This is a genomic window from Kitasatospora paranensis (genome assembly GCF_039544005.1).
In the GTDB taxonomy this organism is placed as follows: domain Bacteria; phylum Actinomycetota; class Actinomycetes; order Streptomycetales; family Streptomycetaceae; genus Kitasatospora; species Kitasatospora paranensis.
Genome location: NZ_BAABKV010000001.1, coordinates 3430155 through 3443850 on the forward strand (window position 1 = coordinate 3430155; position 13696 = coordinate 3443850).

At 75.3% G+C, this 13696-nt stretch carries 12 protein-coding genes, 1 rRNA gene and 2 pseudogenes; 8 read left to right on the plus strand and 7 right to left on the minus strand.

Features of this window, described 5'->3' with window-relative positions; translation table 11 throughout:
* Positions 1-340 precede the first annotated feature (340 nt).
* The gene (locus tag ABEB13_RS16555; RefSeq protein ID WP_345706127.1) at positions 341-1084 is read left to right on the plus strand and encodes a ComF family protein; all 744 of its coding nucleotides are present in this window, start codon (positions 341-343) and stop codon (positions 1082-1084) included.
* Here ABEB13_RS16555 and ABEB13_RS16560 read toward each other — a convergent pair.
* From ABEB13_RS16560 to mtrA, 5 genes are all read right to left on the minus strand, one after another.
* Complete coding sequence (locus tag ABEB13_RS16560) at positions 1072-2067, minus strand: LpqB family beta-propeller domain-containing protein (protein ID WP_345706128.1); 996 nt, start codon at positions 2065-2067, stop codon at positions 1072-1074. The two genes, ABEB13_RS16555 and ABEB13_RS16560, sit on opposite strands and share 13 nt — an antisense overlap.
* Positions 1971-2525: an LpqB family beta-propeller domain-containing protein gene (locus ABEB13_RS16565; RefSeq protein ID WP_345706129.1), complete on the minus strand. Its 555-nt coding sequence runs from the start codon at positions 2523-2525 to the stop codon at positions 1971-1973. Before ABEB13_RS16565 ends, ABEB13_RS16560 begins: the two co-directional genes overlap by 97 nt.
* Positions 2450-2908 carry an LpqB family beta-propeller domain-containing protein gene (locus ABEB13_RS16570; RefSeq protein ID WP_345706130.1) on the minus strand — a complete coding sequence of 153 codons (459 nt, stop codon included), beginning with the start codon at positions 2906-2908 and terminating at the stop codon, positions 2450-2452. Before ABEB13_RS16570 ends, ABEB13_RS16565 begins: the two co-directional genes overlap by 76 nt.
* Entirely contained in the window at positions 2898-4976 is a 2079-nt protein-coding gene (mtrB, locus tag ABEB13_RS16575) for an MtrAB system histidine kinase MtrB (RefSeq protein WP_380233101.1), read from the minus strand. The genes ABEB13_RS16570 and mtrB overlap by 11 nt, the downstream gene beginning before the upstream one ends.
* 61 nt (positions 4977-5037) lie before the next feature.
* Complete coding sequence (mtrA, locus tag ABEB13_RS16580; RefSeq protein ID WP_033821070.1) at positions 5038-5715, minus strand: MtrAB system response regulator MtrA; 678 nt, start codon at positions 5713-5715, stop codon at positions 5038-5040.
* 615 nt (positions 5716-6330) lie between these two features.
* On the opposite strand from mtrA, the gene ABEB13_RS16585 reads away from it, so the two are divergent.
* The 5 genes and pseudogenes from ABEB13_RS16585 (at position 6331) to ABEB13_RS16605 (ending at position 11591) form a co-directional block, all read left to right on the plus strand.
* On the plus strand, positions 6331-7242 hold the full coding sequence (locus tag ABEB13_RS16585; RefSeq protein WP_345706131.1) for a DUF7847 domain-containing protein: 912 nt from the start codon (positions 6331-6333) through the stop codon (positions 7240-7242).
* A 66-nt stretch (positions 7243-7308) separates the two neighbouring features.
* Complete coding sequence (locus ABEB13_RS16590) at positions 7309-7929, plus strand: DUF4129 domain-containing protein (RefSeq protein WP_345706132.1); 621 nt, start codon at positions 7309-7311, stop codon at positions 7927-7929.
* Positions 7926-9203, plus strand: coding sequence for a DUF4350 domain-containing protein (locus ABEB13_RS16595; protein WP_345706133.1), 1278 nt, complete (start codon positions 7926-7928; stop codon positions 9201-9203). Before ABEB13_RS16590 ends, ABEB13_RS16595 begins: the two co-directional genes overlap by 4 nt.
* A gap of 56 nt (positions 9204-9259) precedes the next feature.
* Positions 9260-10257, plus strand: a pseudogene (locus ABEB13_RS16600) (AAA family ATPase).
* A gap of 25 nt (positions 10258-10282) precedes the next feature.
* A pseudogene (locus tag ABEB13_RS16605) lies at positions 10283-11591 on the plus strand (DUF58 domain-containing protein).
* Here ABEB13_RS16605 and ABEB13_RS16610 read toward each other — a convergent pair.
* Entirely contained in the window at positions 11569-12387 is an 819-nt protein-coding gene (locus ABEB13_RS16610; RefSeq protein WP_345706134.1) for a helix-turn-helix domain-containing protein, read from the minus strand. The pseudogene ABEB13_RS16605 and the gene ABEB13_RS16610 overlap by 23 nt on opposite strands.
* 48 nt (positions 12388-12435) lie before the next feature.
* On the opposite strand from ABEB13_RS16610, the gene ABEB13_RS16615 reads away from it, so the two are divergent.
* Positions 12436-13308 (plus strand): LLM class flavin-dependent oxidoreductase, encoded by an 873-nt coding sequence (locus ABEB13_RS16615; RefSeq protein ID WP_345706135.1) that lies wholly within the window; start codon positions 12436-12438, stop codon positions 13306-13308.
* On the plus strand, positions 13305-13481 hold the full coding sequence (locus ABEB13_RS16620) for a hypothetical protein (RefSeq protein WP_345706136.1): 177 nt from the start codon (positions 13305-13307) through the stop codon (positions 13479-13481). The genes ABEB13_RS16615 and ABEB13_RS16620 overlap by 4 nt, the downstream gene beginning before the upstream one ends.
* Before the next feature lie 72 nt (positions 13482-13553).
* Here ABEB13_RS16620 and rrf read toward each other — a convergent pair.
* Positions 13554-13669 (minus strand): 5S ribosomal RNA (rrf, locus tag ABEB13_RS16625).
* Positions 13670-13696: the final 27 nt, after the last annotated feature.

Genomic DNA, 13696 nt, shown 5'->3' on the forward strand with positions numbered 1-13696 from the left:
GCCGTCCACCGCCCGCCCCCAGCCTTCGCCGGGAGCGGCGAAACCGACTGGCCCTCTTCTCACTTCCTCCCCACCAGGAGCGCCTGAAACCCCCTGTGTGCCTTATGGAACACCTCTGCGGGGGATTCCGCCTCCCCAGTCGAACAACGTAGCGAGACGGCGGCGGCTGCACAGCTGTTCCCCACTGTTTACCCCCCATGGGGTGAAACACCGGCCAACTTCTGGACAACACGCGCCGGGGCGCCAACCGTATGGCTCAGTCCGTACCGCGGCAAGAGCCCGCGTCCGTCATCATCCGCACTCCGGCCGGCCGCACCGGCGGCGCGCCACGGGAGGCCACGTGACCACCTCCGCCACCCGGCCGAACCGCGCCCAGTGCCTGTTCGACCTGCTGCTGCCCACCCGTTGCGCGGGGTGCGGGGAGGGGCGCGCCCAGCTCTGCGCACGCTGCCGGGCCGCGCTCGCCACCGCGGCCCCGGGGGCCGCCGGCCCGCTGCCCCGCCCGGCCGGTCTGCCGCCCGTGTACGCGGCCGCGCCCTACGCCGGGCCGGTGCGCCGCCTGCTCATCGCCCACAAGGAGCGCGGTGCGCTCGGCCTGGCCGGCCCGCTCGGCTCGGCGCTGGCCGCCGCCGTCCGCACCGCCGTCGGCAGCCCGCCGCCCCGGTCGGGCCCCGTGCTGCTCGTCCCGGTGCCGTCCGCGCGCGCCGCCGTCCGCGCCCGCGGCCACGACCCGACGCTGCGGTTGGCCCGGGCCGCCGCCCGCGAGCTGCGCCGCGGCGGCCTGCCCGCCCGGGCGCTGCCCGTCCTGCGGCAGGTCCGCCCGGTCCACGACCAGGCCGGGCTGGGCGCCGCCGAACGGCGCCGGAACCTGCACGGTGCGCTGGGCGTCGCCCCCGGCCGCACCGGTCGGCTCGCCGGCCGGCCGGTCGTGCTGGTGGACGACCTGGTGACCACCGGCGCCAGCCTCGCCGACGCCGCGCGCGCCCTGCACGAAGCCGGCTGCCCGGCGCGGGCGGCCGCGACCGTGGCCGCGACCGTCCGGCGCCGTCCGCACGGGCCGGGCGGCGGGGCTCAGCCCGGGTAGGCGAAGGAGACCGCCTGGTGGCCCTGGAGGACGAACTCCCGCCACTGGTTGCCCTGCAGACGGAAGATCCGGTGGTCCCCGGAGACCGCCAGCACGGGCGGGACGGTCTCACCGGTGCGGTTCTCGGTGCCCGACACCGCGGTCATCGACTCACCGCCCTGCAGCGGCGAGTCACTGGCCTGCGAGCCGTCGGTGCCGACGTAGTGCACCAGTTGGAGCTTGTCCTGCTCCGCGCCGAGCACCAGCAACTGGTCGGTGTCGGCCCAGGAGACCGAGGCGACGTCGGTGAGCAGCGGGGCGAGCGGCCGCAGGCCGGTGATCCGCACCCGCGGCGAGGTCGGCGAGCCGTCGTGGACGACCACGCCGATCTGCAGCGACCAGCCGCCCGAGGCGTCCTTGAGCACCAGCGCGATCCGGGTGCCGTCCGAGGAGACCCGCAGGCTCTGCACCGTGCGGCCGGCGAGGCCCTCGACGTCGGCCGTGACCGTCTTGCGGTCCCGCACCATGAGGACGCGGGCGTGCTGGGGGTCGCGGTCGACCAGGAAGAGGTTCTGCCGGCCGTCCCAGCTCGGCGAGGCGAGGGTCGGGCCGCCCGCCCCGCTCGGGCCGGTGGCCACCGGGTCGCCGAGCCGGTCGCCCTCGGCGAGGCCGGTGACGTACAGCGTGCGGCGGTCGGTGCCGACGGCCGCGGCGGCGCCGCCGTCCCGGCGGACGGCGAGCTCGCCCATCTTGACCGGTCCGGCCTGGCCGAGCGGCCCGGGCACCGGGTGCCCGGGGGTGTCGCCCTGGGCGAGGAACAGCTGCCCGCCCTCCACCTGGTAGTACTGCGAGCCGGCGGCCGTCCCGGCCAGCTGGCCGGGTGCCGAGTCGGCGGCCTGCGCGGCGGTCAGCGAGCAGCCGCCCCTGACCCCCGCCAGGTCGAGCCGGTCCAGCTGGCCCTTGGCCTGCTGGTCGGCGAGGGTGTGGTAGAGCTGCGTCGCCATCTGGGTGCAGGCGGTCTGCCGCCCGGCAAAGTCCGGCACGTCGACCCGGACGGAGGCCACGCCGCTGTCGCTGACGGTGACGCCCCCTCGATCCGGACGCCGTCGAAGGCGGTGTGGACGGCGGGGGCCAGCCAGCGGGACGGCCCGGCCACCAGCGCCTTGGCGGCAGCGGTCAGCGGGTCGGTGCGGCGGCGCAGGTAGATCGGGTCCGGCACCATCACCGCCGCGGCCGCGGCCGCGCCCTCCGCCGACGGGTCGGAGGAGGCGAAGAAGTAGCGGTGGACGGCGCGGTAGGCGTTCTTGAAGTTCGTCTGGTCGACGATCAGGCCGTCCGGCAGCCGGTCGATCCGCCACTCGCCCTTGTCGGCGCCCTCGGTCTGCTTCACGAAGGTGAACTTCTGCTGGTACGAGGGGTCGGCGGAGACCCGGTACGAGCGGGCCTCGTCGAGCTCGGCCACCTTGGCGCCGCTGACCGTGATCGTGGTGCTGTCGGCCCCCTGACGGCGGTGTCCCGCCGCGGGGTGGCGGCCAGCACCACGACCCCGGCCTCCGGGTTCCAGCGCTTGTCGGCGTCGGCGGTGAGGTACTTGCGGGCGGTGTCGTAGTTCTTCACCTCGTCCGCGTTGGAGGCGTCGAGGAAGCCGGCCAGCAGGTCGAGCGGGTCCTCGCCCTTGTGCGGCGGCACCGGGAAGACCCGGACCTGGAGGTTCTCCGCGCCCGCGCCCTGCGGCACGTCCACCCGCTCCGGCGGCCCGTCGGAGGGCATCGCCGCGCAGCCGGCGACGAGCAGTACGGCGAAAACGGCGCAGAGGACCCGCGCGGAGCGCAGGTCAGCCTTCACGCTGCTCGTCCTTGGCACGCTGCGGCCCCTCCGTCCGGGTGTCGGCGGTGTCCGCCCCGTCCTGCGACGGGAGCGGGCGGGCCGGTCCGCGGTCCACCACGACCTGGGCCCCGGTGGCACCGTATCCCGAGGCCAGCGTCCGGACGTCCGAGGGGTCGGCGACCGGTGCCGCGGGCTGCCGTCCGAGGCCGGGGCCGATGGACAGCACGCCGCCGAGCCCGCTGCCGAAGCCGGACGGGCCGGTCTCCGGGGTCTCCGGGCTGTCCTGCGCCGGGCCGCCGTCGGCGGTGGCGAGGGCGGTGGCACCGCCGGGGCGCAGCGCCCGGCGGTAGGGGGCGCCGGTGGCGGCCAGGCCGCGGTTGTGCCGGGAGTCGTCGGGCTCCAGGCGGAACGGCGCCCGGATGATCTCGCCGCCGCGGGTGCGCGGCAGGGTCAGCCGGAAGTGCGAGCCGCCGCCGGGTTCGCCCCAGGCCTGGAGCCAGCCGCCGTGCAGGTGGGCGTCCTCGACGGCGATGGACAGGCCGAGGCCGGTGCCGCCGGTGGTGCGGACCCGCGAGGGGTCGGCCCGCCAGAAGCGGTGGAAGACCCGGGACGCCTCGCCGGGCTTGAGGCCGATGCCGTAGTCGCGGACGCCGACGGCGACCGCGCCCTCGCCGGTGCCGAGCCGGACGACGATGTCCCGGCCCTCGCCGTGTTCGAGGGCGTTGACGACGAGGTTGCGCAGGATCCGCTCGATCCGCCGCGAGTCGACCTCGGCGACGACCGGCTTCTCGGCGCCGCGGATGACGACCGCGGAGCCCTTGGCCTGGGCGAGCGGGTCGGCGGACTCCACGACCCGGGTCACGATGTCGCGCAGGTCGACCGGCTCGGCGTCCAGGATCGCGGCGCCGGCGTCGAAGCGGCTGATCTCCAGCAGGTCGGCGAGCAGCGACTCGAAGCGGTCCAGCTGGTCCTGGAGGAGCTCGGCGGAGCGGGCCGCCATCGGGTCGAGGTCCTCGCGGCTGTCGTAGATCAGGTCCGCGGCCATCCGGACGGTGGTCAGCGGGGTGCGCAGTTCGTGCGAGACGTCGGAGACGAAGCGCCGCTGCACCCGGGAGAGTTCCTCCAGCTGCCGGATCTGGGCCTGGAGCGCGTTGGCCATCCGGTTGAAGGACTCGCCGAGGCGGGCGATGTCGTCCGTCCCGGTGACCTTCATCCGCTCCTCCAGGTGTCCGGCGGCGAGCCGCTCGGAGATCCCGGCGGCCATCCGGACGGGGGTCACCACCTGGCGCACGACCAGCCAGGCGATGCCGCCGAGCAGGATCACCACGAACACGCCGGCGGTCGCCAGGGTGCCGGTGACCAGGCCGAGGGTCTTGGTCTCCTGGCCGAAGGAGAAGACGTAGTAGAGCTGGTAGGGGGTGCCGTCGGGCCCGCTGAACTGCTTGCCGATGACGAGGCCGGGCTCGGTGTAGGGCGGGCTGCCGTCGTCGGGGCTGCGCTGGATGGTGGTGGTCTGCTGGTGCGGGACGGTCGGCTCGCCCGCGACCTGGTCGCGCAGCTCCTGGCTGATCGAGCCGGGGACGATGTTGCCGGAGTACCAGGCGCCGCGCAGGGCGGCGCTGGGCGCGCTCTCCTGGCCGCCGGTGGACGGGACGAGCGCGACCACCGAGTACACGCCGGTGCCGCCGCTGGCCAGGTCGGAGACCTGCTTGATCAGCCAGGTGCCGATCTCGTCCCGGGTGGGGTCGTTGCCGGTGCCGGCCTTGGCCTGGAGGTTGATCGCCTCGTTGATCTTGTCCTGCTCGATCTGGAAGCCGCCGAGGGCCTGGCCCTGCGCGGCGTGCTTCTTGGTGTCGAGCAGCCCCGTCCGGACCTGGGCGACCACGACCACGCCGAGCACCAGCACCACGACCACCGAGAGCAGCAGGGTGGCCGCGACCACGCGCAGCTGGATGGAGCGGCGGTAGAGCGCGAGCAGCCGGCGCAGGGGCCGGCGCAGCTGACGGGCGGGCACCGACCAGAGCGCGGCCGGCCAGCGCCGGGACGTGCGTCCGCGCGTGCTGGAACTCAGCACGTCGCCGCGCACAGCAGCCTCCCCGCCGGCATCGGTGCCCGACGGGGAGTCGTCAGCCTCGTACCGCGTCACGTCAGCTGGGCCCGGCCTTGTAGCCGACACCGCGCACCGTCACGACGATCTCGGGGCGCTCCGGGTCCTTCTCGATCTTCGACCGGAGGCGCTGGACGTGCACGTTGACCAGCCGGGTGTCGGCGGCGTGCCGGTAGCCCCAGACCTGCTCCAGCAGCACCTCGCGGGTGAACACCTGCCAGGGCTTGCGGGCCAGCGCGACCAGCAGGTCGAACTCCAGCGGGGTCAGCGGGATGCCCCGGCCGTCCCGCTTGACGGAGTGACCGGCCACGTCGATCACCAGGTCGCCGATGGTCAGCTGCTCGGGCGTCGGCTCCTCGGCACGGCGCAGCCGCGCGCGGACCCGGGCCACCAGCTCCTTGGGCTTGAACGGCTTCGTCACGTAGTCGTCGGCGCCGGACTCCAGGCCGACCACGATGTCGACGGTGTCCGTCTTCGCGGTCAGCATGACGATCGGGATGCCGGACTCCGCCCGGATCTGCCGGCAGACGTCGATGCCGTCCCTGCCGGGCAGCATCAGGTCGAGCAGCACCAGATCCGGCTTGGTCTCGCGGAACGCGGCCAGCGCCTTGTCCCCGTCTGCCACGAAAAACGGCTCAAAACCCTCACCACGCAGCACAATGCCGAGCATCTCGGCCAGTGCGGTGTCGTCATCGACGACCAGGACACGTCCCTTCATGTCTCCATCTTCTCATTACCCGATTGTGACCTGCCGCACAGCTGCCGCAGACCGTCCGTCGCCGCACCCTTCGAACCGGGCATAGCGCCGCAAAAACCGCTGCTCAGAGCAGCTCCGCCGACCGTTGTCGATCAGCAACGGGATACCCCTGGGGCCCTCGGCCCCACCATGGCACGATGGGCGGCACAGCGGCGACCCACGACCGTCCCGCCGTACCCGACCGATGCCGCCCCGAACTCCCGGTGCCGCGGGCGACAGCGCCCGGGCCCGCCAAGGAGCCTTGATGACCGACACCCCGGGCTGGGCCTCTCCCGGCTCGTCCGAACCGCCCCGCGACGACGTCCGGCCGCCGGCCGGACCTCAGCCGGGCTCGGTCGGCGGCCCCGCACCGAGCGGCGCCGGGCCCCACGACGGCGGGTACGGCGGAGCGTACGGCAGCATCCCCGGCCAGGGCCAGGGCCCGGACGGCGGCGCCCGGGGGCGGGCGGCCCCGGGGCTCCCGGTCCCGGCTGGGGCCCGGGAGCCCCGTACGGCGCGCCCGGCGGCTGGGGGCCGGGCGGCTGGGCCGCGCCGGTCAGCCCGAAGCCCGGCGTCGTCCCGCTGCGTCCCCTCGGCGTGGGCGAGGTCCTCGACGGCGCGGTGACCACCGTGCGCCGGCACTGGCGCACCGCGCTGGGGCTCTCACTGGGCCTGGCCGTCGTCCAGCAGCTGGTGCAGGCACTGGCCGGCTGGTGGGCGTACGAGCACCCCGGCAGCCTCTCCGACCTGCTGTCCCTGGCGATCGGCCTGCCGCTGGACCTGCTGCTCGGCGTGGTCGCCGTCGGCATGCTCACCCTGGTGGTCAGCAAGGCCGTCCTCGGGCAGGGCGTGACCCTGCGGGAGGCCTGGGCCGCCGCCCGTCCGCGGATGCTCGCGCTGACCGGCGTGACCCTGCTCTCCGGCCTGATCGCGGCCGCCCCGATGTTCCCGGGCGCCATCACGCTCGTCCTGGGCCTCGTCTACGACGCCGACCCGCTGCTGATCGGCATCGGCGCCCTGCTCGTGCTGGCCGGCCTCCCGTTCACGGCCTGGCTCGGCATCCGGTTCAGCCTCGCGGCACCCGCGCTGGTCCTGGAGCGGCAGGGCGTGACCACGTCGCTGCGCCGCTCCGCCCGGCTGGTGCGCGGCGCCTGGTGGCGGCTGTTCGGCATCAACCTGCTCACCCGGGTGATCATCACGATCGCCGCCGGGATGATCAGCGTGCCGTTCTCGGTGATCGCCGTGGTGATCTCCGGCGGGCCCTCGATCAACGCCTCCGGCGACCCGTTCACCAGCACCATGCCGCCGCTCGGCCTGCTGGTGATGGCGATCGCCGGGACGATCGTCTCCACCCTGACCTTCCCGCTCGCCGCCGCCGTCAACGTGCTGCTCTACATCGACCAGCGGATCCGCCGCGAGGCCCTCGACATCGAGCTCGCCCGGGCCGCCGGCCTGCCCGAGCCCCAGGTGACCGGCTGGTCCGGGCAGTACCCCGTCCCGGGGGCCTGAACCGATGCCGTACTGGGGGCTCCGGGCGCGGCGCTGCGCACTCTCGCCGACGGCGTACCGGTCACCGTGCCGCGCGGGCCGGCCCGGGACTCGGCACGGCTCGAACTGCTCGACCCGGCCTACCACCGGCACGACCCGAGCATCACCCAGCGGGTCACCGACTGGCTGGACGAGCAGGTCACCCGGCTGTTCTCGCACGTCGGCCAGGCCATGGCCGGCGACGCCACCGGCATCGTGCTGCTGATCCTGCTCGCCGTCCTGGTCGTGGCCGCCCTGTGGTGGCGCCTCGGTGCCCCCCGCCGCGAGGCCGGGCGGGCCACCGCCCTGTTCGAGGCCCGCGGGCCGCGCACCGCCGACCAGCACCGCGCCGGGGCCGCCGCGCACGCGGCCGCGGGCGACTGGCAGCAGGCCGTCCGCGAGCAGATGCGCGCCCTCGTCCGCGCCCTGGAGGAACGTGCCCTGCTCGACCTCCGACCCGGCCGCACCGCCGACGAGGCCGCCGCCGAAGCCGGCCGCGTGCTCCCCGAGCACGCCGACCGGCTCGCCGCCGCCGCCCGCACCTTCGACGACATCGCGTACGGCGAGCGCACCGCCGACCGCGCGGCCTACGACGGCCTGGTCGCCCTCGACCGGGCCCTGACCGCCACCCGCCCCGTGCTGGCCCCGACCGGCGGAGCCGCCGCATGACCACCGCACCGCCGCTCGGCCCCGCGGACACCGCGCCCCACCACGACGGCCGCCCCGGCGACGGCGCCCCGGCCGGGGCCACCAGCCTCGCCGTCCCGGCCCGCCTGCGCTGGCGGCGGGCCCGCTGGTCCCTCGCCACGGTCGCCGTCCTCCTCCTCACCGGGCTGCTCATCACCGGCCTCGGCGGCAACAGCAGCTGGGCGCCGCTGGACCCGCGCTCCCCCGACCCCTCGGGCACCCGCGCCCTCGTCCACCTGCTGGAACGGCAGGGCGTCACCGTCCGCACCGCCACCGGCGAGGCCGAACTCGCCGCCGCACTGCGCGAGGACGACACCACCGTCGTGCTCCCGGAGCCGTACCTGCTCGACACCCCCGACCTCGGCGGCCTCGCCGCCACCGAGCGCGGCCGTGCCACCCGGCTGGTGCTGCTCGCCCCGGACAACGGCGTCCTCGACGCGTTCGCCGGCGGCCTGCGGTTGGCCGCCGACACCGACGGGCTGCCCGACTACGTCACCGACGAGAGCACCCCGCCCGGGTGCGACCTGCCGGAGGCCACCCGGGCCGGCAGCGCGGAGTTCGGCGGGCTGCTCTACCTGCCGCAGCCGGACGACACCGGCTGCTACCCCCGCAACGGCCACCCCTCGCTGGTGCTGCACCGGGACGCGACCGGACGGCAGACCGCCGTGCTCGGCACCGCCCGGCCGCTCACCAACGCCCGGCTGACGACGGACGGCAACGCCGCGCTCGCCCTCGGCCTGCTCGGCGCCCACCCGCACCTCGTCTGGTACCTGCCCGGCCACCCCGCCCAGGGCCAGGCGCCGCCGGCGGAGACCCGGCAGCGCAGCCTCACCGACCTCATCCCGTCCGGCTGGTCCTGGGCCGCCCTGCAGCTCACCGTCGCCGCGTTGCTGGCCGTCCTGTGGCGGGCCCGCCGGCTCGGCCCCGTGGTCGGCGAGGACCTGCCCGTGGTGGTCCGCGCGGCCGAGACCACCGAGGGCCGCGCCCGGCTGTACCGCAGGGCCAACGCCCGCGGCCACGCCGCCGACGCGCTCCGCGAGGCCGCCCGGCACCGCCTCGCGCCCGTGCTCGGCGTCCCGCCCGCCGCCGGCGGACCCGACCCGGCGGCGCTCTGCGCGGCCGCCGCCGGGCGCATCGGCCGGACCTCGGCCGACGTCCACGCACTGCTGTACGGCGGGCCGCCCTCCGACGACGCCGCGCTGCTGCGGCTCACCGACGACCTCGACGCCCTGGAAAGGCAGGTACGACAGCCGTGACCGAGCAGCCCGCTGCCCTCACGTCCCTCAGCAAGACCGACGAGCCCCCGGCCGCGATACCGGCCGGCCGGCAGCCACTCGCCGGGTCCGCCCCCGCCCCGGCCGCCGGTGACGCCCGCGCCGCGCTGACCGCCCTGCGCGACGAGATCGCCAAGGCCGTGGTCGGCCAGGACGCCGCCGTCACCGGCCTGGTGGTCGCCCTGCTCTGCGGCGGCCACGTCCTGCTCGAAGGCGTCCCCGGCGTCGCCAAGACCCTGCTGATCCGCACCCTGTCCCGGGCGCTCAGCCTCGGCACCAAGCGCATCCAGTTCACCCCGGACCTGATGCCCGGCGACGTCACCGGCTCGCTCGTCTACGACGCCCGCACCGCCGAGTTCTCCTTCCAGCCCGGCCCGGTCTTCACCAACCTGCTGCTCGCCGACGAGATCAACCGCACCCCTCCGAAGACCCAGGCCTCGCTGCTGGAGGCCATGGAGGAGCGGCAGGTCACCGTCGACGGCGAGCCGCGGCCGCTGCCCGTCCCGTTCCTGGTCGCCGCCACCCAGAACCCCGTCGAGTACGAGGGCACCTACCCGCTGCCGGAGGCCCAGCTCGACCGCTTCCTGCTGAAGCTCGTCCTGCCGCTGCCGACCCGCGAGCAGGAGTACCAGGTGCTGGCCCGCCACGCGTCCGGCTTCGACCCGCGCGACCTCGCCGCCGCCGGCGTCCGCCCGGTGGCCGGCCCGGCCGACATCGCCGCCGCCCGGGCGGAGATCGCCGCGGTCACGGTCGCCCCCGAGGTCCTCGCCTACATCGTCGACCTCTGCCGGGCGACCCGGCAGTCGCCGTCGCTGTCGATCGGCGTCTCCCCCGCGGTGCGACCGCCCTGCTCAACACCTCCCGGGCCTGGGCCTGGCTGGCCGGCCGCGACTACGTCACCCCCGACGACGTCAAGGCCCTGGCACTGCCCACGCTGCGGCACCGTGTCCAGCTCCGGGCCGAGGCCGAGATGGAGGGCGTCACCGCCGACTCCGTCGTGCAGGCCGTCCTCGCCCAGACCCCCGCCCCGCGCTGACCCCCACCCCCGAGGAGCCCCACCCATGGCCCTGACCGGCCGCACCGCCCTGCTCGCCGCGCTCGGCGCGCTCGTCGTCGGCCTGGTCACCCCCTCCTGGGCCGGCATCGCCGCGGTGACCGGCGTCGTCCTGCTCGGCGTCATCGCCGATCTGGTGCTCGCCGCGCCCGTCCGCACGCTCCGCCTGGAACGCGCCGGCGACACCCGGGTGCGGACGGGCGAGCGGGCGCAGGTCGAACTGACCGTCACCAACCCGTCGGGACGGGTGCTGCGAGCGGCCGTCAGGGACGCCTGGCCGCCGTCTGCCTGGCAGTCCGGCAGCTCCTACGCCGCCTCCCGGCACCGAGTGGGCATCCCGGGCGGCGAGCGGCGACGGCTGGTCACCGTCCTCGGGCCGACGCGGCGCGGCGACCACCACGCCACCCGGGTGACGATCCGTTCGCACGGCCCGCTCGGCCTGGCCGCCCGTCAGGGCTCGCACGGCGTCCCGTGGACGGTCCGCGCCCTGCCGCCGTTCGCCAGCCGCCGGCACCTGCCGTCCCGGCTCGCCCGGCTGCGCGAACTCGACGGCCGCACCTCGGTGCTGACCCGCGGACAGGGCACCGAATTCGACTCGCTGCGGGAGTACCTGCCCGGCGACGACGTCCGGTCGATCGACTGGCGGGCCAGTGCCCGCCGCCACACGGTTGCCGTCCGCACCTGGCGGCCCGAACGCGACCGGCACATCCTGATCGTGCTCGACACCGGCCGCGGCGCGGCCGGCCGGGTCGGTGACGCCCCCGGCTGGACGCCGCACTGGACGCCGCCCTGCTGCTCACCGCACTCGCCACCAAGGCCGGCGACCGGGTGGACCTGCTCGCCCACGACCGGCACCGCCGCGCCGCCGTGGTCGGCCGCTCCCCCGCGGACATCCTGCCCGCCTTCACCGACGCCATGGCCACCCTGGAGCCCACCCTGGTCGAGACCGACCACCGGGCCCTGGCCGCCGCCGCGCTGCGGATGGCTCCGCACCGCTCTCTCATCGTCCTGCTCACCGGCCTGGACAACGGATCCGCCGAGGACGGGCTGCTCGCCCGGATCCCCTGCTGGCCAAGCGCCACGAGGTCGTCGTGGCGTCGGTCGCCGACCCCCGTCTCGACGAACTCGCCACCGCCCGGGGCACGGTGGACGACGTCTACGGTGCCGCCGCCGCCGAGCGGACCCGTGCCGGCCGGCGCCGCACCGCCGAGCGCCTGACCCGGCTCGGCGCCACCGTCCTGGACGCCCCGCCCGCCGCGCTGCCCCCGGCGCTCGCCGACGCCTACCTCGCCCTCAAGGCCGCCGGCCGGCTCTGACCCTGACCTGTTGCCAGTCCCCGGCCAGCAGGTCGGCGGTCGCGTCGTCCGCGGGCAGGAAGGCCTCCAGCTTCAGCTCGGCGAGGGTCACATCGGTCGCGGTCGCGAACGTCGTCACCGTCGTGAACAGCCGCAGCAGGCCACCCGGCGACCGCAGGACCAGCGGCACGGCGAAGCCCAGCGACTGGGCACCGTCCGCCGACTCCGGCACCAGGGAACGAAGTTCGGCGTACAGCCCGACCGGCCCGGCGCCGCCCGCCTGCCGCAGCCGCGCCAGGATGTGCCGCGACCACTCCGCCAGATTGACGATCCGTGGCGCCAACCCGTCCGGATGCAGGGCGAGTCGGTACACGTTGGCCCCGACCGCGCACAGCTCCGGGTCGACCCCGGCGACCAGTCTCCCGAACGCCGCGTTCGACGCCACGAGTTCACCCGACCCGGAGATCACCAGCGCGGGCCACGGCAGATGGCCCTCCAGGATCAGGTCCAGCGCCCGCCGCACCGGAGCCAGCGCCGCCCCGTCCACGCCGCTCTCCGGGAAGGCCGCGGCGTAACCGGCGGACAGCAGGAACTCGTTGCTCTCCCGCAAGGACAACCCGAGCGAGTCGGCGAGCCGCAGCACCATCGCCCGCCCCGGCGCGGACCGGCCGCTCTCCATGAAGCTGACATGGCGTTGCGACGTGCCCGCGCGGTGCGCGAGTTCGAGCTGGCTGATCCGCCGCTGCGTCCTGCGCTCCTTCAGTGACTCCCCGAACCCCATGCCCCGAGTCTCCGCCGTCCACGGCCGATCCACCATTCCCTCCGGGGAATTGAGCCGATGACCACGGCAGGGGACGGTGGTGCCATGCCGAACGACACCACCCGGAACCAGCCGCCGCAGGTGAACGCACCGCAGGAGACCACCGCGCAGACGGACGCACCGCAGGACCGCCGCCCGGATCCCGTCCGGGTCGGAGTCCTGCTGCCCACGGGCTCGGCCCAGTGGGGAGAGGGCACCGACCCCCGCGACCTCGTCCCGTTCGCCCTGCGCGCCGAGGAGCTCGGCTTCGGCTCGCTCTTCGTCAACGACTCGCTGCTCACCCCGCGGATCGAGCCGCTCACCATGCTCGCCGCACTGGCCCCGCTGACCCACCGTACGACGCTCGGCACCGGCGCACTGCTGCCCTTCCTCCGCCGTCCCGTCCAGGCCGCCCAGAGCCTGGCCTCGATCGACCTGCTCTCCGGCGGCCGGCTCGCCGTCGCCGTGGGGGCCGGCTTCCCCGGACGCTTCGGCAAACCGCTCTACGACCTGTCGGGAGTCCCGTGGGAGCGGCGCTTCAAGCGCCTGGACGAGACCGTCCGGCTCTGGCGGCAGCTGTGGACGGCCGACGGCCCGACCTCGTTCCACGGCGAGCTGCTGCAGTTCGACGAGGTACCGCCGGCGACCCGCCCCTTCGCACCCGGTGGTCCCCCCATCTGGCTCGGCGGCGCCACCCCGCCGCACTCGCCCGCACCGGCCGCCTCTACGACGGATGGCTGCCGTACCCGCCCGACCCCGACGACTACCGTTCGGGCCTGGCCGCCGTACGGCTGGCCGCCACCGCCGCCGACCGTCGAGCCGATGCCGTCACGCCCGCGCTCTTCGTCACGGTGCGACTCGCCGACGACCCGGAGGACGGCCGGCGCACCGTCGATGCCTACGCCCGCAGCACCTACGGCATGTCCTTGGAACAGGTGACGGCCATTCAGGCCCTGGTCACCGGCACGGCCGATGAAGTCGCCACAACCCTCGGCCGCTACATCGACGCCGGTGCCCGCCACCTGATCCTCCGCATCGGCGCACTGACGCTGAAGGACCAGCACGACCAGCTGGAGCGGATCGCCGACATCCTGCCGCGGCTCGGTCAGTAGCCGGAAGGAAATGGGGCCCGGGAATGCAGAAAGCCCCTCCAGGCGTGGCCTGGAGGGGCTTTCAGAATGATTGTTCGGCGGCGTCCTACTCTCCCACAGGGTCCCCCTGCAGTACCATCGGCGCTACGAGGCTTAGCTTCCGGGTTCGGAATGTGACCGGGCGTTTCCCTCGTGCTATGACCACCGAAACACTATGAAACTGTCGCCGCCGACAC